Genomic DNA, 18425 nt, shown 5'->3' with positions numbered 1-18425 from the left:
TTATTGTCCTGGCAATCGGGCTAGGTTCGAGGTTACCGAAACCCCTGACATTTACAAGAAACCTCGTCGACGGACCAGTCTGTATCATCGCGGGCCATGACGATTGATGCCGGTGACCTCATACTCTATGCCGGTGCCTTGCTGGTGCTGTTCTTCACCCCCGGGCCCGTGTGGCTGGCGCTGCTGGCGCGAACGCTCTCGGGGGGCTTTGCGGCCGCACTGCCGCTTGCCCTCGGTGTTGTCGTAGGTGACGTGCTCTGGCCGCTGGCGGCCATCCATGGCCTGACCTGGGTGATCTCGGTGTATTCCGACACCCTGCTGGTTCTGCGCTGGGTGGCGGCGATTTTCTTCGTCGCGATGGGGCTGCAACTGATTCGGCATGCGGATCGGGCCATCCAATCGGACGGTCGCCTGACGCGACCGGGGTTCTGGCCCGGATTCACCGCCGGACTGGCGGCGATTCTCGGCAACCCCAAGGCGGCGCTTTTCTACCTGGGCCTGCTGCCGGGTTTCTTCGATCTGGGCCGGGTGACCGGGCTCGATATCGGCGTCATCGTCGGCGTCACGATGATCATCCCGTTTCTGGGCAACATGATCTTCGCCGTGGGTATCGACCGCCTGCGGCAGTTAATCCAGTCGCCCGCGGCGCTGAAGCGGGTCAACCAGGTGGCCGGGGTGCTGATGATCCTGGTGGGGGTGGTTATCGGCGTGCCGTCGTTGTATGAGTGATGCTGCGGGCGCGACAGATCATGGGGAGCCAGCCACATGAGTGAGCTTTTCCACGGGCGGAATCGCCAGATCCTCGTTGTCGGGATCTGCCTCGTCATCCTTGTCTCGTGGCTCAATGTGCTGGATCGCAAGACCGAGGGTTACGTTAACGATGCAACAGTCCAGGCGCTGGCGACGTATGGCACGTTGCGTCTGGCCAACGCCGCGGTTTCGGTCGCCGAATCGGTTGAGGTCGATGCGCAGGTTGCCTCTGTCCAGGTCGGGGCGGCGCTGGATCCGGTCGATACGCTGATCGAGGAGGGCTCCAATGTCATGCGGTTTGCGATCGGCTCGCTCATCACCCAGAAAATCATCGTCGAAATCGTCTCGACACCCTTCTTCAAGATAGCGCTTACCCTTGCGGGACTAATCCTGATCCTTTCCCTTTATTTTCGAGGCAGCCGTTACGCCGATGTCCTCCTGAAGATCTTCTCGCTGGCCGTGCTGACGAGGTTCCTGCTGGTCATGACGGTTTTCCTCAACGCGGTTTTCGACCAGGCGTTCATCGACAGGAAAACCGAGGGGACCCGCCAGGAGCTGGAGAAGAATGCCGCCGAGATGTCGCAGGCGGTGGGCGATCCCGAAAGCTCGCTGGATGCAGCGGAAGCCGAGGAGGTAAAGGGGCGCATCAAGCAGAATGACCAGAAGCGGGAGGCGCTGCTCGCCACGATCGAGGAGGCACGCAAAGCAGTCGCTGACGCCAGGTCGGCACTGGATAAAACGGAAGCAGACCTGGCCGCGCTGGAGGCCGATAAAGGGATAGTCGAGCGGTATTTCCCCGAGAGTGCGGAACACAAGGCACTGGTTGAACGGGTCAAGGCAAACCGCGCGGCCCATGGACAAGCGATTGAGCGACTGGATGCGCTGGCGACGGAACTGGACTCACTGGACGCGGAAAAAGCCGATCTGGTCGCTCGCCTCAACGGAGAGGACCAGGGCTACTGGCGGGCGGCCATGGCGAAGATCGGGTCCGTTAAGAAAATGACGGACATCGGTGCCTGGCAGGAAAGCGCCGAGGCGATGATCGACTCAATCCTGCGGATCATGGCGCTTTTCGTTTTGAAAACCGTGATCATGCCCGTCGTTTTCCTGCTAATCCTGCTGAAGGGTTTCCGGTACCTGTGGGGTATCGATGCACGGACGTTTGTCGCCAATCAATGGAAGGATGCGAGAGAGTAGGTTGGATAGAAGGCTTACTGGCAGTAGAAGGAAACAGGATCATGCAGGGATTACGCAAGTGGAAACTGGGCCGTATCGCGACCATGGGCATGGTTGCCGTGCTGCTGGCCGGTTGCAAAGCGGACGAGGTGGAAATCGATCTCGCCATCGAACAGCTCAAGGCGGTCGCAGCCGGCGAGGAAGTCACGGCCGAGTTCGAGGCGGTTTTCTCGAATATCGGCGAGCTCGACGACGAACAGCGCGCCCAGGTGGGTGCCGTTGAGGATATCCTCACGCAATATATGAGCGTCGACGATTTCGAGCTGGAAAGGACCGATCTGGGCTTCGAGGTAACGGTTGAGGGGGAGCTGCCGGTGCTTGGCGTCGATCGAGCCGATCATGCCTACTACCTGTCGGTGACCGAGTCGGCGTCATTGCCGGGCTATCACCGGGTTTCATTCGAGACGGGCGATGATTTCGCACGCATGGAAGGGGAGATGTCGGCGATCAACTTCATGCTCAGCCCGGATGCCTATCACCCGACCAAATTCCGGCTGGATGGACGCTCGAGCAGCGTTCTGGCGCCGGCGGCGGAGGTGAATGGCCGCAGTTATCTGCTCTACGACGCGCCGTTGGAGGATCGTGTACGGCTGATTCAGAAGGGCGGGGCGTTCGATAGCACCGGTGCAGGGTTTTTCGTGCGTCTGGATGGTTAGGTATTGCGACCTGACTGAATAGGATCCTTGATTGTCCCAGTACGAACGCCTCCGCGCCGAGGGCTTGAATCTGCGCAGGCAGCAAGCCTTTGTGCTGGCCGGGCCCACGGCATTGATGGTGGCTGCAGCATACGGGCTGGCGGATAGCGCTTCGGACCGGCTGCTCTATGTTGCACTGGCGCTGCCCTTCGCTCTGGTGATCGCTCATGGGGTGTTCCTGGTCGTGTCGCGGCGGTATCGCGCCGCATGCCAGCGATCCTCGGTGGTTCGCACTGAACTCGCGAGACTCGAACAGGCGCTGGCAGCGCGCTTCGACGCCTTCCGTATGCGGCGCAAGGGCGAATCGTTCAAGAAGGCCTACGGGCTTGCCGGGCGAGGCGTCACGAGCCTGGAGGAGGCACTGGCCGTCGGCATGTACCGCGAGCGCCGCGAGGTGTTCGTCACCGCGTTCATGCGATCCGGCGTTGTTGTTCGTGTCACCGCCTCGATCGGTTCTCTGTACCGATGCCGCCCCGCGGATGACCCGGCGAAGTGGCGTGATCACATCGTCCGGCTTGGCTGCGACGAGATCCGCCAGTATCACAACCATCCCGTCCACAACGGCGACACCGCACCCTCGGCGGGCGACGTGCGATCAGGTAAACAGCTCGGGAAACTGCTTGGGCCCCACGCGCCGATGCTGCAGTCGTTCGTTATCTACTGGAATCAGCCGGGTGAGTGGCGAATCATTGAGTATGATGCCAAGGGTAACTACTGGAGCCACTTCAGGTTCGATATCGGGCGGTCAATGGGGATCGGGAGTGACGGATCCGGCAGGCGCGCGGGATGATGTGGATCTCGATTCATTGTCATACCGAGCGATCGTTTGTGTGCCCGTACCCTGCGTCGTACCTTCTTCGGCAAGACAACTAGGCAAAAGGCTCAAGCATGATCGCCATGACAGCTACCGAGGCGCGTAGCAACCTGTATCGGCTCATTGATGAGGTCGTAGAATCTCATCAGCCAATCCTCATCGCAGGAAAGCGAAACAAGGCGGTCCTGGTATCAGAGGACGACTGGTCGGCCATTCAGCAAACGCTTTACCTGGTTTCGATACCCGGCATGCGGGAGTCTATCCGGGAAGGAATGGATACTCGCGTGGATGAATGCGATGAGACGCTGGACTGGTAATCTGGAAAGTGGCTTTAACTTGCTGGTAGGCAACCGGCAACACAGGATCAGTCACCGATGAAGCATACGTACATCCTTTCTCAGCTCCGTGCGTACAAGCCCTACCTTGCACGCGAATTCGGCGTGACTGACCTCGCGCTGTTCGGGTCTTGTGCGCGGGACGAAGGCAAGGCCAGCAGCGATCTAGACCTACTTGTAAGTGATGAGCCGGATTAGGCTGAAATGGATCGCTCGACTCGCCACCGCGCTCCTCGCGGCGAGCGTGATCACTGCCTGTGCAGCGGGACGGGAGGATCGCATGGCGTCTGCCGATAACGGCCCGGAGGGCCAATTCGTGACCCTGCCGCAGGGCCAGCTCCACGTCATCGTGGAGGGCGAGGGGCCGGATCTCGTGATGATTCATGGCGCCAACAGCAATGTGCGGGACTTCAGCTTTGATCTGATCGGGCGCATGGCCGACGACTTCCGGGTCATCGCCTTTGATCGTCCCGGTTTCGGGTATTCGGACCGTTTCGGTGGTCCGCTCAGCCCATCGGCGCAGGCCGATATCCTGCGCCGCGGGGCCCGGCAACTCGGCGTCGAGGATCCGATCGTGCTGGGCCATTCCTATGGCGGTGCCGTCGCACTGGCCTGGGCGCTGGAGGCGGGCGATGGGGTCGCAGGGCTGACACTCCTCGCCCCGGCATCGCACCCCTGGCCCGGAGAGCTTGGTCTCTGGTATCGGTTCTCCGCCTCTTTCCTCGGACAGCGCCTGGTGTTGCCCCTGGTCGCCAATCTCGCACCCCGCGCCCTGCTCGAGCGCTCGATCACCGGGGTGTTCGAGCCCGATCCGGTGCCCGAGGGGTATGTCGATCATCTGGGCGTTGATCTAACGCTTCAGACCAGCCAGTTACGGATCAACGCGCGACAGGTGGACAGTCTCAAGGGCTATCTCGAGGCCATGTACCCCGGCTACCCGGCGCTGACCCTGCCCATCGAGATCGTGCATGGCGAGGCGGATACCACGGTCGGCCTGCAATACCACTCGGCGCGTCTCGAGGAGGAAGTCGAGAGCGTCAACCTGACCCGTGTCGAGGGGATGGGCCATGTTCCTCACCACGCTGCGCCGGAATTGGTGGCGGACACGATCCGTCGTACCGCCGAGCGGGCCGGGCTGGGTGAGGCGCAATAATTGCCGGTATCGGATTTCCGGGGGATGCTGTCATTCTGAGCGGGCTGGGGCGTGCGCTGGTGGTGGTTCTGGGTCTTGCGCTCGCCGCGGCGGGAATGGCTTCCGAGCCCGGTTTGCAGTTGGCGCCCAACGCCCTGCGGCAGGTCGCCGAACCGCCAGCGGATACGCCCAGCGTCCATCATGCGACGCCGCACCGTCTGGTCACGCCGGATGGGACATCGCTGCCGCTGCGGCGCTGGGGGCCGGCGCCAGAGGCCGGGCAATCGCCCGAAGTGGTGGTGCTCGGACTGCATGGGTTCAATGATCATGCCGGTGCCCTTGTAGCCACCGCGGCCGCCCTGGTGCCAGACGGCATTGCCGTGTACGCCTACGACCAGCGGGGATTCGGGGCGACGGCGTTGCGTGGGGATTGGCCGGGGACGGGCACACTGGTCAGCGACGCGCGCTGGGCATTGGGTGTGCTCCAGCGCCGCTACCCCGATACATCCATCGCCGTGATAGGGCTGAGCATGGGTGCCGCTGTCGCGACACTGGCGATGGATGGTCAGCCGTCGCTGGATCCCGCGGCAGCGATTCTCGTCGGGCCGGCGTTCTGGGGGCATTCGGCCGTGCCGGCCTATCAGCGCCTCGCGCTGTGGACCGCGGCCCGCTTCATGCCGGGACTGACGCTGAGCAACGACTGGATCGGTATCGAGCCGAGTGATGATCCCGACGTGCTGCGCGCCCTCGAGGCCGATCCGCTCTGGATCGGCGCCCCGACGGTCGAATCAATCGCGGGCGTCAGCGACCTGATGGACCGCGCGCTGCGTCGCGCGCCCCGCTTCAAGGGGCCACCGACGCTGATCCAGTACGGCACGGCAGACGAGGTCATCCCGCCAGTAGCGGTCTGCGATCTGCTCTCGGCGCTGCCCACGGCCGCCCCGTGGCGAGCCGCCATCTACCCCGACGGCTATCACATGCTCACCCGCTATAGCGGTGCCGATACCGTGCTCGCGGATATCCGCCATTTCCTCGCGGATCCCGACGGTGTCCTGCCCTCCGGCGAGGGGCTCGAGCCGGCCGCCGCCCGGCAGAGAGTCTGTCGGATCCAGGGCGGCTGAGGGCGTCCGGGCTCAGAAGCGCTCGGCGCGCAGCACCTAGCAATCCACCGCACTGATCCCGTCGGAGTATTCGGAGTCGGCGGGGCGATTACCCGGGGGGTAACCCTCGCGCGGCGGCGTCCGCCTCGCGGGCCTTCTGCGCGTTCTTCTTCGCCTTTTGCGCGAGCTTGCGTGCCTTTTTCCAGCGCTGGCGGGCCTCCCTCGCGGCCTCGGCGTTGACGATGGGCAGCGGTGCATCGGGTCGGGGGTCGGGCGCGCCGAGGTTGAGCTGATCCGGCTGCACCCGCACCGGCGTGCCGGGCGGATGGCTCGGTGCCCGGGCCACAGCCTTCTTGTGTTTGCGTCGGGCCTTCTTGCTCGGGATGACCTGATCGCCGAGTGCCTCGAGGCGGACCGCCGATTGCCGGATCACTTCACGGCGCTCGGACTGGCCGAGTTTTTTCCAGCGCTTTTTCTCGCTACGCAGACGACCACAGGACAGGCAAACCTGATCCCGGAACTTGCATACACCGGTGCATGGATTGGCGGCCGAGGCCATGCCGACTCCTGATGAGAATGATTCGTGACGGTGACCGGGTGATGACAATCCCGTCAAGGGCAGCTGACGCCGGTGGTTTTAAACAAAAAAAACCGCCGGTCGGCGACCAGCGGTTTCAATGCCCCGGACAGGCGTCCGGTGGTGCGGTTTAACCGGCCTTGGCGGCCTTCTTGGTGGCTTCGACCGTCTCCTTGGTCGTTTCCGAGGCGCTCTGAGCGCTCGACTCAACGAGCTTGCGGGCCTCGTTGGCGAAGTTCTGGTTCAGGGCAACCACCTTCTCACCGTCGGCCTTGACCCGCTCGCCCAGATCCTTGGCCACCGACTGCTGATCGGCCGCGTACTGCTGCAGCGCGTCGGCATCCTTGATCTCCATCGCCGCGCGGGCCTGCTGCACGCCGATTTCGCTGTAGGTGCGCACGGCGTCCATCTGCGCGTCCATCAGCTTCTGGGTATGGGTGGCGGCCAGGGTCGCGTAGGCGCGGGCCGGGGCCATGAAAAGGGTCTCGATCTGCTTGGTGTACTGGTTAAAGAGTTCGTTATTCATGATGTCTTCCTGATCGGTTAATTGTTTGGGCATGAGAGGTTTTTCTTCATGTTGCAACGCAACATGTTTATGAATCCGAACCGCGCTCCCTGATAAAGGTGCGCGGACGTCCTCGAGCTCGACTAACCGTGCAGTATCGCCTTCAATGCCTCGTCGTTTTGCACCAGGCGGGCGACATTCAGGGCATCATCGAGGCCGCGATGCAGCGTCCCCTCGAAAGCCAACTCCACGTGGGCGAGGGCGTCAGCAGGGGGTTGAGGACAGGCTTCACGAAGCACTGGAACTGCCCCGCCAACTGGTCGTCACCGTCCAGCAGCACGGCCCCAATCTCGATGATCTTCATGTCGGCGGCGGGCAAGCGAGCACGGCTGTCACAGGTCGCTTCGAAGTCGATGATGAGCAGGGGGTGATGGGGCATGGGCATGGGCAAGGGCTTGAAGCGTGGCCATCGGCCAGGTTTGTGGATGGATCTGGCAACGGATACGACATTATCTTACGTTCCGATTAGGCTACAGAGTCATGCACTCGCCCACCTCGGAAAGGCACCGATGCCCGTAGACAAGATCGGCCGGAATGATCCCTGCAGCTGCGGCGAACGAAACCGTCGTCCCGTCGATGATTTCCGCGGCTTATCCCCTGACCAGATGTACCGGCTACTGCACTTCCCGCTGGACTCACCGGACGTGCTGCAGGTCAGCACCGTGCTTGAAAGCGAGCCCGATACCCCGCTGGCGCACCTGTTCGGCTTGCTCGCCGAGGCCATCGGCGACAAAGGGCTCAAACCCACCGCCAAGGGCAACTTCCCGCGCAATGCCTGTCGCGAGATCATGCAGTCCTTTCTCGGTGAGAGCGGCTACGCCGATTACACCCGCATTGGCGGTATCAACGGAGAGCATGACGCGCCCGAGCTCCACGCCACCCGTGTGGTCGCCGAACTGGCCGGGTTCGTGCGCAAGTATCGCGGCCGGTTCATCCTCTCCCGCCCGGCGCGGGCCATGCTGGCCTCCACGGGGCAGCGGGAGCTGTATTCCCGGCTTTTCCGGACCTACGCCACCGAGTTCAACTGGGCGTACCAGGACGGCTTTGCGGAAATGCCGTTTATCCAGCAGGGCTGGGGGTTCACCGCCTATCTGCTTCATCTCGACGGGCACCGGCAGCAACCCGCTACGTTGTACGCGGACGCCTTTCGCCAGGCGTTCCCTGCAGTCGACATCGAACTGGAAGGGGAATCCTTGTACCGTTCGCTGGAGGAGACCTGGCGTTTGCTCTACACCGTGCGCTGCCTCGAGCGCTTTGCCGATTTCACCGGCATTGCCATGGTCCGCCGCGAGGGCGGTGGCTTTTTGACAGACCCGCAGGCGATCAATGTGCAGGCGACGCCGCTGCTGAGCAGGCTCATCGACTTTAGGGGCGAGTACTGAAGGCATGGAGCAGGGGACCCAGACGACTGAGATCGCCATCTTCGAGGCCGAGACCGGGGAGGTCCGGGTTCAGATCCTGGAGGAATCCGTCTGGCTGACCCAGCGGCAGATGGCCGAGGTCTTCGAGACCAGCACCGACAATATTAGCCTGCACCTGAGGAACATCTTCGCCGACGGCGAGATGGCGGAAGAGGCAACCACCGAGGATTTCTCGGTACTTCGCCGGGAAGGGCAGCGTGAGGTACGCCGCCGCCTGCGGCATTACGGACTGGATGTCATCCTCGCAGTGGGTTACCGGGTAAGCTCGGGTCGGGCCATCCAGTTCCGCAAGTGGGCAACCCGGATCCTGCGCGACCACTTGGTACAGGGCTATACCCTCAATCGCCAGCGCTTCGAGGAAAACGCCCGCGAGCTGGAAGCCGCCCTCCAGCTCGTCCGTAAGGCCGCGGCCGCGCCGGCGCTGGACGCCCGGAGCGGCCAGGGGCTGGTGGAGATTCTCAGCCACTACACCCGTACCTTCCTCTGGCTGCAGCGCTACGACGAGGGCTGTCTCCAGGAGCCCGGGGGCCAGCCTGGCGGGGACCTACCTACGCCCGACGAGGCCATGGCCGCCCTGAACGACCTCAAGGCCGAGCTGATGGCGCGCGAGGAGGCGACCGAGCTGTTCGCCCGGCTCCGCGATGACGGGCTCGCCTCGATCCTCGGCAACCTGGACCAGACCGTGTTCGGCCAGCCGGCCTACCCGAGTATCGAGGCGAAGGCCGCGCATCTGCTTTACTTCGTGGTCAAGAACCACCCCTTCAGCGACGGCAACAAGCGCAGCGGCGCCTTCCTGTTCGTGGACTTCCTCCACCGCAATCGCCGCCTCCTCGATGAGACCCAACGGCCCGTGGTCAACGACGCCGGCCTTGCTGCTCTGACCCTGCTAGTGGCCGAGTCCGCTGCCGATCAGAAAGAGACCCTCATCCACCTCATCATGAATATGCTGGCGCAGGACAACTCATGATTACGGAGATGGCGAGCCATGGCGGTTGAACTGGCGGAGGAGTCGAAAGCGTTGATCGCCCTGCGGCGAGCGGTCGACAAGGCCCTGGACAGTTCGGTAACGATCTCATCGCGTTGCTCGCCGTTCTGGAAAGCCGTTCCAGCGCGATCGGTCCGGCAGTTGGTAACTGTGGACGACTACTCAACAAGCTGACGGAAGTGGTCCTGCACATGTTCGCACCCCCAATGAACCGGACGGTCCCTGAGCAGGTCGCAAGCGAACAATGCAACTGAAAGACAAGTGTGCGATACTCCCGCGCAAAGTTGGCCTGCATCTTCAGCAGGTGCAAATCCCCTAAAATAGATCTAAAGAAAACTAATGACTGATCAGAACCTCGACCCTCTGACCGGACTCGCTAATCGAATTGGTATGGAGAAGCGTCTTTTAGAGTTAAAAGACGAATCGCTGGAACAGCCGGTGGCAGTTCTTTTGTTTGCACTTTCCCGTTTTTCCACCATGACGGACAGTATTGGGAGTGCTCTGGGCGACAAAGTAATATCTACGATTGCTAAACGTCTAAACAAAAAGTTTTCTTCCGGGACAGAACTGATTGCTCGCTCCCATGGAGATCACTTTTGCTTGTTGTTTACCGGAGAATTCGATTTAAATAAAGAAGTCGAGGTTGTGCGCGACTTCATTGAACGTCCGTTAGTATTGCGCGGTGAAGTAATTGTCCTTAACGTACGTTTTGGAGCCGCGGAATCGTTGCCCGGTTCTAACATTTCTCGAGATTTGCTATTGCATTGTGCCGAGGTATCGCTTAATCGGGCAAAAAAGAGTGGAAAAAATTACTGTTTATACGATGAGCGGTATCAGGAAGAGGCTAAAGCGGCGCATGCGCTAGAAAATAATCTACGTGTTTCTCTATCGACCAATCATGCCGATTTGCACCGTGGAATTGATAACGAAGAATTCCAGCTTTATTATCATCCTATAATTAACACAACGGAAAATAAAATCGATGCGTTTGAAGCGCTGATTCGGTGGCAACACCCAACACATGGATTTATATTGCCCGACCAATTCATCCCTGCAGCAGAGAAGATCCAGGTGATGGACGTTCTGGGGAGCTGGGTGCTGAAAAAAGCGTGCACGGACGCAGTTCAGTGGCCATATGATCACGACGGAAATCCGATTGGCGTGAGCATCAACCTCTCACCGACTCAGTTTATCCATCCAGAAGTGCTATTGAACGCTGCACAGAAGGCTATCTCAGAAAGTGGCTTGAGTCCTGACCTTGTCAAGTTAGAACTCACTGAATCTTCCGCCTTCAGTCAGGGGATGATTGCCACGATAGAAAAGTTGCGTGACATGGGGTTCAGAATCGCGCTCGATGACTTTGGAACTGGTTACTCTTCATTAACACAAGTAAACAATCTTCCGCTTGATTACCTAAAACTCGACAGATCCTTTGTACAGAAGATTGGCAGTGACAACAGGTTTGAAAGCAAGGGGAGTCTTCGAATGACTCAATGTATCCTTTCCCTGGCTGCGACTTTTGAACTGACTCCGATTGTCGAAGGCATTGAAAATGAATACCAACTCCGAGTGGTGCGCGATTGCGGTGCAAATCTGATACAGGGCTATTATTTTTCCCGGCCTATGCCAGCTGCGGAGGTTGCCGACTACGTGAGACATTCGAGCGAAAGCCTCGTCAGGGCTTGAAACAAGCAAGGGCTCTGTAAACAATACCCAGGGATCCTTCAGAGGGGTCAACTGGACGCTTCTAAATTCTACGACACCGGAGTGCACTGCCATGTCTCAGCTTTACAGCCTGGCTTATATCAGTAAAAACAGTATTCAAAAGCCGCGTCAGGAAGTTGAAGAGGAAATCGCTGACATATTAGCTTCCGCTCACAAGAATAATCCATCGCTCAATGTGACCGGAGCTTTGCTCTACTCTGGCGATGTCTTTTGTCAGGTGATTGAAGGGGAAGAAGACACGCTTGAGGATCTATTCGAAGAGATTCAGATGGATGACCGCCACTCCGATATCGCCGTTCTTCATTTCGAGCCGATCGAATCTCGCGGGTTTAGCGAGTGGGCAATGGCATTTGCGGGCATTGAAGATGAGGAACGGTTCGACTTGAGTGGTATTCTTGAATCGAAAGACAAGATGAAAATGCACGAAACTGGTAAAAACCTTGTTTCAGTGCTGGAGAATCTACTGTCGCAGCATCAGTCTGTGCAGAAAGGTTAGATAAACGGGGAGCGACCGACACGACCGGGTCTGCCGGCTTACGCTCGGTGGTGGTCCAGGCGATCACCCGTCCGACAATCAGGGCGGAAACGCGCCGATGAAGCTGACGGAACCGTCTGCCTCGGGTCGCACGACAACCCCTTCCCCGGAACGAACACCCTGTCCGGTCACCGCCCGGATGCTCACTCCATGGGTAACGAGGACTGCCGGCGGGCCGTTGGCGAGCGCGCCGAGTAGATCGCGTAGTTCGGCAACGATCTCATCGCGCTTCTCTCGGTTCTGGAAAAAGCTGTTCAGGCCGGGATGGGGTTGTGGTTCGGTGAGCGCCATTTCCTCTGCCGTTTCCCGGCCACGGCACCATTCGCTGGTGTAAACGGCGGCATCCCCGAGCCCCTCGGCACGCAGGCGCTCGCCAATGGCCCGAGCCTGTTCCCGGCCTTCTGCCGAGAGATTGCGTTGCGTAGCGCAGTCATCCAGCTCGAATCCCGTCGGGTCACCAAACCCCGGGGCGATGGCATGGCGAAGCAGTAGGACATGGCCCCCGTCGCGGAGGGCCTGGAAGCTGTCTTCCTCGGCGAAGGCGCTCGTGGCCAGCAGCATTCCCACCAATAGCGCGATGAGTGATTTCATTGGAGGCGGCCTCGTAAGTTGATCGGTCTGTTTGCGTGGCAGGTCCGTACTGCCGGTCACACCCGCAACGTAGCACGTGATATCCATTAGGCTTTCAACGCACAGGCTCCAGGGAAAGGCAGCGACATGACCGACACCACGCTCCGCTATATCACCATGCTGCGGATGATCCCGCGCTACCCGCGCACGATTACGGCCAACCGGCTGCGTGACGGATTGCATGACCACGGATTCGAGGTCGACCTGCGCACAATCCAGCGTGATCTCGGCCGCTTATCCGCCTGGTTTCCCCTGATTGCTGACGAGGACACGCGTCCCTACGGATGGGCCTACGACGCGGAGGCCACCTCGAACATGATCCCGGCGCTGGATCTGCCTGCTGCCCTAACGCTGGAGCTCGCCCGGGCCTACCTCACCCCGGTGCTGCCGCAGCGCGCGCTCCGGCACCTCAAGCCTCACTTCGAGGAGGCACAACAGACCCTGGAGCGGCAGCATCATCCACTCGGAAAGTGGCCCGACCAGGTGCGAGTCATCAATCGGGGCCTGATGACGCAGCGTCCTGCGGTAGACGGTGCGGTGCTCGAGATCGTCTCTGAGGCCTTGCTGCGCGAGCGCCAGTGCGAGCTCCGATACCAGGCGCGGCACTGGGACCGACCGGAAACGATTCGGGTCCATCCGTATGGCCTGATCCTGCGCGACCCGAATATCTATCTCGTCTGCCGGATCGATGGCCGGGAGGGTGTCCGCCAGCTCGTGCTGCATCGTGCCAGTGATGCGACGCTGAGAGAGGCGCCGGCGGAGGAGCGCGAGGACTTTGATCTCGATAACTATATTCAGTCCGGCGCCATGGGCCAGCTCCTGTCCGATCAACCCATTCGCCTCGAGCTCCGCTGCGATCGGCCCGTGCTGTCGCATATCGAGGAGTCGCCGCTCGGTGACGATCAGGTCATCGAGCCGGTATCAGCCGATCAATTCCATGTCATCGTGACCGTGAGCGACACCCAGGATTTGCGCTGGTGGCTGATGGCACAGGCCCCGCACCTGGATATCCGGGCACCGGCATGGCTGCGGGAAGCGGTCGTTGAGAAGCTGAATGCTGCGGTTCAGCGACAGGCTGGTATTTGAGTAACCAGATACCTGGCTAGACCGAGGCGACTGCGACGCCCACGCGTTTCGCTGCCGCCAGCGTCTCCAGCCGCTCGCCCTCCAGGTCATAGCGCACCGCCTGGTCCGGATGGTAGTTGATCACAAACCCGGTGACGTGGCCGTAAAGCGGGATGCCTTCTGGCGCATTGTCACGGCAATAAGCGACGTATTCGGTGTCCGGCAAATCCGCGGGAAATCGGAGTACACGACGAGCGGGCGCGTTGATCAATCCGGCCATGGCGAACGAGCCTGGTCGCTCCCGGGTCGTGGTCCAGACCGCATGCGCGACGAACGTCTCACGGTATCGGGTCTCGGCGTGCGCCTGTTGCTGCGTTCGATGGTCAACGACCGCGTCTTCTAGCGCATCGGGCGAGGTCTCAAGCGCCTCGGCCAGGCGAGCGGTAAAGTCACTGCTCGGGCTGGCACCCCGCGCCAGGTAATCATCCAGACGCCGTAGCGCTTTGGATGGATTGCGATTGCTGAGCCGACGGCCTAGCTGGCCGCGGGTCATCGCCAGCGTCTCCATCCGCTCGGTGACAGTAGCTTTGAGTGGATTGGTATCCGTCATGCGTGTCCCCCGTGGAGGCGGTAGAACTGATGGCTGCCTTCAATCTGCTGGTAGTGATAGCCCTTGATGCGGCGGGCGAGCAGGGCGCAGATCCGGTCATAGACGGGGGCCTTACGATCGGTACTGGGTGAGATGAAGAAATAGCTTGGCCGCACGCGGTTCGCCCAGCCGTTAATACGATTGCGTGCTTCGCGAATTAGGCGAAAGCCGTTGATACCGAGGGTGATGTCGTCGAAAACCTCGATCCGAGGATCATAGTCCTCCCACTTCTCAAAGGGATCGTCTTCCTCGTAGATCCCGCGCAATGGGCCGCGGCCAGAGAGATAGCCGTTCGTAAGGGCGAGCGTGAGGCCGCCACACTCGGGCAACACCAGGGCGTAATCGAAGCCGTCAATGGTGAAAGTCTGGCATTCGATGGAGGGAGTGCCAGGCATAACAGTGCCTCCTTGTCGCGACAGGCGGGCGCAGCCGACCCATGCCGACTACGTTGAAAGCGTAACCACCGGCGGCGACAGTCAGTGTCGGAGGGGAGGGGACGCCAGAAACCACGGCAGCTATTAATAGCGCACCCGCTGGTGCGACGATGCCTGTCGTCGTGCTGCATTACATTGCGCCCAGAACACCTCGGTGCCACACGGGAGGGCGACCGGATGACGCTTACACCTGCCCACTGGATCACGCCGGATGGCGATCAGCTCGAGGTCCAGACCTCGCATATCGCTTCCGTCATCGCCGACCCGGCCCGCTTTGGGGTGACCGAGGGATGGCTGCGGTCGATGTACGCCGAACACGGCGAGGCGGAGCGCTTTGGCTGTGAGGGCCGTGCCCGCGCCGCCATCATCCACGAACTCGTTTTGAAAGGCTGGATCCGGACGCGGCGTTACATCCGCCCAGCGACCTACTGGAGCCTCACGGTGGATGAGCTCGATGATAGTGCCCGCCGCCGGCTGCGAGAGTGGGTCGGACGCGAGCGACAGGCGGACAGACTGAAAAACACCACTGAGGTGCGTATCCAGGTTCTGGACCCAGGGGAGTTGATAAAGGGTGAGGTGGCTGAGCTCGAGGGCTGGCTGTGATGGCAAGGCCAATTTTCGGGCTGGATCCGCCGCCGGACGGCTAGTACGCTCCCTTCAGATCAACGGACCAGGGAACAGGTCATGTACGACATCATCGGCGATATTCATGGACATGCGAGCCGCCTGGAATCCCTCCTCCAGAAGCTTGGATATGATCACGATGGCCATAGCTGGCGCCATCCCGAGCGGCACGCCATCTTTTTGGGTGACTTCATCGATCGCGGCCCGGAGCAGGTCGAGACCTACGAGTTGGTCCGCCGCATGATCGAGCGCGGTTCAGCGCTCGCCGTCATGGGCAACCACGAATTCAATGCCGTGGCCTTCAAGACCCCGCATCCCGATCGTCCTGATGAACGCCTGCGTCCGCACTCAGAAAAGAACCGCCAGCAGCATGCGGCCTTCCTGGACCAGGTCGGTGAGGACAGTGACCTGCACGACGAGATGATTGCCTGGTTCAAGACCCTGCCGCTCTACCTCGATCTGGAGGCTTTGCGGGTTGTGCATGCCTGCTGGCACCACTGGGCGCTGGAGACACTAGGTCCGCTCACCGATGATGGGCAGCGACTGACAGAGCGGGCGTGGCCGGAAGTCGCACAGAAAGGCAGCGAAGCCTACGAGGCCGTGGAAACGGTGCTAAAAGGCCTGGAAATCCCACTCCCGGACGGTGCGACGTTCCTCGATAAAGAACGTAACGAGCGCCGACATATCCGCACGCGCTGGTGGGACGAGGGCCAAGCGACCTATCGCTCAATCGCAATGATGGATGAGCAGACCCGCGCAACGTTGCCCGATGAAGAGGTTCCGACACACGAGCTCCCGGGCTATCAGGACGATAAGCCGGTTTTTGTCGGCCATTACTGGCTGCGCGGTACACCACAACCGATGAGCAGCAAGGTCGCGTGCGTTGATTACACAGTGACCGAACCGCTGCCGACGGGGAAGTTAACGGCTTACCGATGGGATGGATTGCAGAGGATATCCGGAGAGCGATTTGTTTGGGTTTAGTGTTCCATAGACCAAGATGCAGAGATTTTGCCTCATAGGCCGATCTCGCTCATCTAGAGCCTACACAACAAGCTGGTGTTTAGGTCGTTCAGGTCAATCCTCGTCTACAGAAATAGATCCATTTACCGGTAGGCATCAACCGCGAAGGGATACGTTAGATGGCCAAATATGAGGTCAAACAAACCGCGATTAGCCAGGTGCTATCGGACGTGCGCAGCGATAAAATCGCGATTCCAGAGCTGCAGCGTCCCTTTGTCTGGAAGACGTCGCAGGTCCGTGACCTCATGGACTCTCTCTACAACGGCTATCCGGTGGGGTACCTGATCACGTGGCAGTCAGTGGGCGCCAAACTCAAAGGCGGTCAGGTGGCTGCACATCAGCAGATTCTTATTGATGGGCAGCAGCGTGTAAGCGCCTTGAGGGCAGCAATCGCCGGCCAGAAGGTGGTGGGAAACCGCTACCAGAAGCAGCGCATTGCTATCTCTTTCAACCCGTTAACGGAGGAGTTTGCGACCAAGACGCCAGCGATTGCACACAGTAACCAGTGGGTACACGACATCTCGACGTTTTTCTCCGCCAAGAGTCAGCTGTCGTTCCTGAAAGAGTACTTCGGGCGCAACCCCGATGTTGATCAGGAGACGGTTGAGAAGACGTTTACAAACCTGGCGGGGATTGAGCATGCCCAGATCGGCGTGATCTCGCTGGCTGACGATCTCGATGTTGAGACTGTGGCCGAGATATTTGTTCGGATCAACGCAAAGGGTGTTCCTCTATCGAGCGCGGATTTCGTGATGAGCAAGATCGCAACCTATGGAGATGAGGGTCGCAACCTTCGGAAGCTGATTGACTACTTCTGCCATCTTGCGGTTGCGGGGCACGCCTTCGAAGACATCTCTCAAAATGATACGGAGTTCTCCTCGACGGAGCACATCAAAAAGATCGAATGGCTAAAAGACCAGTCTGACGAGCTATTTCAACCTCAGTATACAGATGTCATACGCATAGCAGGTCTGGTGGGGTTCAGCCGAGGCAAGGCCGCAGCGATTGTCAGTGAGCTGTCTGGACTGGACCCTGAGACGCGTAAAATCGATGAGTCCCGAATTCCTGATGCTTACGAGCGATTCAGTGATGCGCTTGACGCAATAGTAAGGCGTACTTACCTTGAGGGCTTTGTCATGATGATCAAATCAGCTGGGTTTATTGACGCCAGCATGATTGGTTCGAAGAACGCCCTCAACTTTGCCTACGCGCTCTATCTACGCTTGCGACAAGATCATTCCCTGGTCGAGGGTGAGCGCTCACGGCTGGTTAAACGCTGGTTTGTTATGACCCTACTCACAGGCCGGGCGGTCGGCGCCTTTGAGTCGACTTGGGAGATGGATCTGCGTCGCATCGCGGAACATGGCGCTGCAGATTACTTGGCAATGCTTGAAGAGTCCGAGCTCGGCGATGGTTTTTGGCGGGTGGCACTACCTCAGCAATTAATCACACCCAGCAAGCGAAGTCCTGCATTCCAAATCTACCTCGCTGCGAGGGTGGCTACTAAGGGGCGCGGATTCCTTTCAAAATCAGTTACCGTAGCCCAAATGATTGAAGGACATGGTGATCTACACCACATCGTTCCGAAGAACCACCTAATTAACAATGGATACCCGAAATCGGGCGACTACAATCAGGTCGCAAACCTGGCGCTGACAGAGACGCCGATCAACATCAAGATCAAAGATCATCCGCCAAAGGAGTATATGGCATGGCTCAAAGAGCAGTGCCGTACTGGCCAGCTGAAGCTGGGTGAGATCAGAGATTCCGACAACCTTCGAGTGAATCTGGTTGAAAATGCGATTCCTGAATCTATAGCTGAAGTATCTGCGGCTAACTATAAGGAATTCCTCAGCGACCGACGAAAATTGATGGCGGAAATGATCCGAGAGCACTATCGGCGGCTATGAGCTTAATGCTGGGATTCACTCGCCAGCTGTCAATGCAATCGTCTGGGACCTAACAGATAGGCTCTGAATCTTTACTTCTCACCTGGTCCGAAAATCGGGTTCCACTTGAAGGTTCTCTTATCGGCGTCTTGTTTGTTTGGTCCGGAGTGAGCGAAGTGATTCTGCGCTGGACGTACGGCTCGATATATATGTCGTTTCAATGCAGCATGCGATTTTATCG

23 protein-coding genes are annotated in these 18425 nt (G+C 59.7%); 17 read left to right on the top strand and 6 right to left on the bottom strand.

The window, feature by feature from the left end; translation table 11 throughout:
* Nucleotides 1-96 precede the first annotated feature (96 nt).
* The 8 genes from EV698_RS05025 (at nucleotide 97) to EV698_RS04990 (ending at nucleotide 6083) form a co-directional block, all read left to right on the top strand.
* Nucleotides 97-729, top strand: coding sequence for a LysE family translocator (locus EV698_RS05025; protein WP_130503034.1), 633 nt, complete (start codon nucleotides 97-99; stop codon nucleotides 727-729).
* 36 nt (nucleotides 730-765) lie between these two features.
* A complete protein-coding gene (locus tag EV698_RS05020; protein WP_130503033.1) occupies nucleotides 766-1947 on the top strand; it encodes a hypothetical protein in 1182 nt (393 codons plus the stop codon).
* A 41-nt stretch (nucleotides 1948-1988) separates the two neighbouring features.
* Nucleotides 1989-2642, top strand: a complete 654-nt coding sequence (locus tag EV698_RS05015) for a hypothetical protein (protein WP_130503032.1) — start codon at nucleotides 1989-1991, stop codon at nucleotides 2640-2642.
* Nucleotides 2643-2673: 31 nt separating this feature from the next.
* Nucleotides 2674-3471 (top strand): hypothetical protein, encoded by a 798-nt coding sequence (locus tag EV698_RS05010; protein ID WP_130503031.1) that lies wholly within the window; start codon nucleotides 2674-2676, stop codon nucleotides 3469-3471.
* Nucleotides 3472-3569: 98 nt separating this feature from the next.
* A complete protein-coding gene (locus EV698_RS05005; protein ID WP_130503030.1) occupies nucleotides 3570-3812 on the top strand; it encodes a type II toxin-antitoxin system Phd/YefM family antitoxin in 243 nt (80 codons plus the stop codon).
* Between the two features lie 57 nt (nucleotides 3813-3869).
* The gene (locus EV698_RS10445) at nucleotides 3870-4028 is read left to right on the top strand and encodes a nucleotidyltransferase family protein (RefSeq protein WP_130503029.1); all 159 of its coding nucleotides are present in this window, start codon (nucleotides 3870-3872) and stop codon (nucleotides 4026-4028) included.
* 82 nt (nucleotides 4029-4110) lie between these two features.
* On the top strand, nucleotides 4111-4983 hold the full coding sequence (locus tag EV698_RS04995) for an alpha/beta fold hydrolase (RefSeq protein ID WP_165385727.1): 873 nt from the start codon (nucleotides 4111-4113) through the stop codon (nucleotides 4981-4983).
* A 59-nt stretch (nucleotides 4984-5042) separates the two neighbouring features.
* The gene (locus tag EV698_RS04990; RefSeq protein WP_130503027.1) at nucleotides 5043-6083 is read left to right on the top strand and encodes an alpha/beta fold hydrolase; all 1041 of its coding nucleotides are present in this window, start codon (nucleotides 5043-5045) and stop codon (nucleotides 6081-6083) included.
* 88 nt (nucleotides 6084-6171) lie between these two features.
* Here the strand turns inward: EV698_RS04990 and EV698_RS04985 are convergent, their stop codons facing one another.
* The 3 genes from EV698_RS04985 to EV698_RS10395 form a co-directional block, all read right to left on the bottom strand.
* The gene (locus tag EV698_RS04985; RefSeq protein WP_130503026.1) at nucleotides 6172-6621 is read right to left on the bottom strand and encodes a DUF1289 domain-containing protein; all 450 of its coding nucleotides are present in this window, start codon (nucleotides 6619-6621) and stop codon (nucleotides 6172-6174) included.
* 148 nt (nucleotides 6622-6769) lie between these two features.
* Nucleotides 6770-7165 carry a phasin family protein gene (locus EV698_RS04980; protein WP_130503025.1) on the bottom strand — a complete coding sequence of 132 codons (396 nt, stop codon included), beginning with the start codon at nucleotides 7163-7165 and terminating at the stop codon, nucleotides 6770-6772.
* 122 nt (nucleotides 7166-7287) lie between these two features.
* On the bottom strand, nucleotides 7288-7443 hold the full coding sequence (locus EV698_RS10395) for a hypothetical protein (RefSeq protein WP_239016210.1): 156 nt from the start codon (nucleotides 7441-7443) through the stop codon (nucleotides 7288-7290).
* A gap of 270 nt (nucleotides 7444-7713) precedes the next feature.
* On the opposite strand from EV698_RS10395, the gene EV698_RS04970 reads away from it, so the two are divergent.
* The 5 genes from EV698_RS04970 (at nucleotide 7714) to EV698_RS04955 (ending at nucleotide 11831) form a co-directional block, all read left to right on the top strand.
* Nucleotides 7714-8586, top strand: coding sequence for a hypothetical protein (locus tag EV698_RS04970; RefSeq protein ID WP_130503023.1), 873 nt, complete (start codon nucleotides 7714-7716; stop codon nucleotides 8584-8586).
* A 4-nt stretch (nucleotides 8587-8590) separates the two neighbouring features.
* A complete protein-coding gene (locus EV698_RS04965) occupies nucleotides 8591-9592 on the top strand; it encodes a virulence RhuM family protein/type II toxin-antitoxin system death-on-curing family toxin (RefSeq protein WP_130503022.1) in 1002 nt (333 codons plus the stop codon).
* Nucleotides 9593-9610: 18 nt separating this feature from the next.
* Nucleotides 9611-9784 (top strand): hypothetical protein, encoded by a 174-nt coding sequence (locus tag EV698_RS10285; RefSeq protein ID WP_165385725.1) that lies wholly within the window; start codon nucleotides 9611-9613, stop codon nucleotides 9782-9784.
* A 165-nt stretch (nucleotides 9785-9949) separates the two neighbouring features.
* The gene (locus tag EV698_RS04960; protein WP_130503021.1) at nucleotides 9950-11296 is read left to right on the top strand and encodes a putative bifunctional diguanylate cyclase/phosphodiesterase; all 1347 of its coding nucleotides are present in this window, start codon (nucleotides 9950-9952) and stop codon (nucleotides 11294-11296) included.
* 91 nt (nucleotides 11297-11387) lie between these two features.
* On the top strand, nucleotides 11388-11831 hold the full coding sequence (locus EV698_RS04955; protein ID WP_130503020.1) for a BLUF domain-containing protein: 444 nt from the start codon (nucleotides 11388-11390) through the stop codon (nucleotides 11829-11831).
* A gap of 78 nt (nucleotides 11832-11909) precedes the next feature.
* On the opposite strand, the gene EV698_RS04950 is transcribed toward EV698_RS04955, so the two are convergent.
* Entirely contained in the window at nucleotides 11910-12461 is a 552-nt protein-coding gene (locus EV698_RS04950; protein ID WP_130503019.1) for a histidine phosphatase family protein, read from the bottom strand.
* 126 nt (nucleotides 12462-12587) lie between these two features.
* Here EV698_RS04950 and EV698_RS04945 point away from each other — a divergent pair, with 126 nt between their 5' ends.
* A complete protein-coding gene (locus EV698_RS04945) occupies nucleotides 12588-13586 on the top strand; it encodes a helix-turn-helix transcriptional regulator (protein ID WP_130503018.1) in 999 nt (332 codons plus the stop codon).
* A 16-nt stretch (nucleotides 13587-13602) separates the two neighbouring features.
* On the opposite strand, the gene EV698_RS04940 is transcribed toward EV698_RS04945, so the two are convergent.
* Nucleotides 13603-14175, bottom strand: a complete 573-nt coding sequence (locus EV698_RS04940; RefSeq protein ID WP_130503017.1) for a hypothetical protein — start codon at nucleotides 14173-14175, stop codon at nucleotides 13603-13605.
* Entirely contained in the window at nucleotides 14172-14609 is a 438-nt protein-coding gene (locus EV698_RS04935; RefSeq protein WP_130503016.1) for a hypothetical protein, read from the bottom strand. The genes EV698_RS04940 and EV698_RS04935 overlap by 4 nt, the downstream gene beginning before the upstream one ends.
* 216 nt (nucleotides 14610-14825) lie before the next feature.
* On the opposite strand from EV698_RS04935, the gene EV698_RS04930 reads away from it, so the two are divergent.
* The 3 genes from EV698_RS04930 to EV698_RS04920 all read left to right on the top strand — a co-directional run bounded on the left by EV698_RS04930 (nucleotide 14826) and on the right by EV698_RS04920 (nucleotide 18205).
* Complete coding sequence (locus EV698_RS04930) at nucleotides 14826-15251, top strand: hypothetical protein (RefSeq protein ID WP_130503015.1); 426 nt, start codon at nucleotides 14826-14828, stop codon at nucleotides 15249-15251.
* Between the two features lie 81 nt (nucleotides 15252-15332).
* Complete coding sequence (locus EV698_RS04925) at nucleotides 15333-16256, top strand: metallophosphoesterase (protein ID WP_130503014.1); 924 nt, start codon at nucleotides 15333-15335, stop codon at nucleotides 16254-16256.
* A 158-nt stretch (nucleotides 16257-16414) separates the two neighbouring features.
* Nucleotides 16415-18205 carry a GmrSD restriction endonuclease domain-containing protein gene (locus EV698_RS04920; RefSeq protein WP_130503013.1) on the top strand — a complete coding sequence of 597 codons (1791 nt, stop codon included), beginning with the start codon at nucleotides 16415-16417 and terminating at the stop codon, nucleotides 18203-18205.
* The last annotated feature ends 220 nt before the right edge of the window (nucleotides 18206-18425 follow it).

Origin of the sequence: Spiribacter vilamensis, from assembly GCF_004217415.1 — a bacterium.
Taxonomy (GTDB): Bacteria; Pseudomonadota; Gammaproteobacteria; order Nitrococcales; family Nitrococcaceae; genus Spiribacter; species Spiribacter vilamensis.
The sequence above is the reverse complement of the archived record's forward strand: the minus strand, read 5'-3'. Positions and strand labels throughout refer to the sequence as shown.

Excerpts from the sequence above, each read along its gene's own strand:
- EV698_RS05015 (WP_130503032.1), top strand. The coding sequence starts at position 1,989 with ATGCAGGGATTACGCAAGTGGAAACTGGGCCGTATCGCGACCATGGGC.
- EV698_RS04920 (WP_130503013.1), top strand. The coding sequence starts at position 16,415 with ATGGCCAAATATGAGGTCAAACAAACCGCGATTAGCCAGGTGCTATCG.
- EV698_RS10285 (WP_165385725.1), top strand. The coding sequence starts at position 9,611 with ATGGCGGTTGAACTGGCGGAGGAGTCGAAAGCGTTGATCGCCCTGCGG.
- EV698_RS04995 (WP_165385727.1), top strand. The coding sequence starts at position 4,111 with ATGGCGTCTGCCGATAACGGCCCGGAGGGCCAATTCGTGACCCTGCCG.
- EV698_RS04950 (WP_130503019.1), bottom strand. The coding sequence starts at position 12,461 with ATGAAATCACTCATCGCGCTATTGGTGGGAATGCTGCTGGCCACGAGC.
- EV698_RS04980 (WP_130503025.1), bottom strand. The coding sequence starts at position 7,165 with ATGAATAACGAACTCTTTAACCAGTACACCAAGCAGATCGAGACCCTT.
- EV698_RS04965 (WP_130503022.1), top strand. The coding sequence starts at position 8,591 with ATGGAGCAGGGGACCCAGACGACTGAGATCGCCATCTTCGAGGCCGAG.
- EV698_RS05025 (WP_130503034.1), top strand. The coding sequence starts at position 97 with ATGACGATTGATGCCGGTGACCTCATACTCTATGCCGGTGCCTTGCTG.
- EV698_RS04970 (WP_130503023.1), top strand. The coding sequence starts at position 7,714 with ATGCCCGTAGACAAGATCGGCCGGAATGATCCCTGCAGCTGCGGCGAA.
- EV698_RS10445 (WP_130503029.1), top strand. The coding sequence starts at position 3,870 with ATGAAGCATACGTACATCCTTTCTCAGCTCCGTGCGTACAAGCCCTAC.
- EV698_RS04955 (WP_130503020.1), top strand. The coding sequence starts at position 11,388 with ATGTCTCAGCTTTACAGCCTGGCTTATATCAGTAAAAACAGTATTCAA.
- EV698_RS04940 (WP_130503017.1), bottom strand. The coding sequence starts at position 14,175 with ATGACGGATACCAATCCACTCAAAGCTACTGTCACCGAGCGGATGGAG.
- EV698_RS04985 (WP_130503026.1), bottom strand. The coding sequence starts at position 6,621 with ATGGCCTCGGCCGCCAATCCATGCACCGGTGTATGCAAGTTCCGGGAT.
- EV698_RS04960 (WP_130503021.1), top strand. The coding sequence starts at position 9,950 with ATGACTGATCAGAACCTCGACCCTCTGACCGGACTCGCTAATCGAATT.
- EV698_RS04930 (WP_130503015.1), top strand. The coding sequence starts at position 14,826 with ATGACGCTTACACCTGCCCACTGGATCACGCCGGATGGCGATCAGCTC.
- EV698_RS05020 (WP_130503033.1), top strand. The coding sequence starts at position 766 with ATGAGTGAGCTTTTCCACGGGCGGAATCGCCAGATCCTCGTTGTCGGG.
- EV698_RS04945 (WP_130503018.1), top strand. The coding sequence starts at position 12,588 with ATGACCGACACCACGCTCCGCTATATCACCATGCTGCGGATGATCCCG.
- EV698_RS04935 (WP_130503016.1), bottom strand. The coding sequence starts at position 14,609 with ATGCCTGGCACTCCCTCCATCGAATGCCAGACTTTCACCATTGACGGC.
- EV698_RS05005 (WP_130503030.1), top strand. The coding sequence starts at position 3,570 with ATGATCGCCATGACAGCTACCGAGGCGCGTAGCAACCTGTATCGGCTC.
- EV698_RS04925 (WP_130503014.1), top strand. The coding sequence starts at position 15,333 with ATGTACGACATCATCGGCGATATTCATGGACATGCGAGCCGCCTGGAA.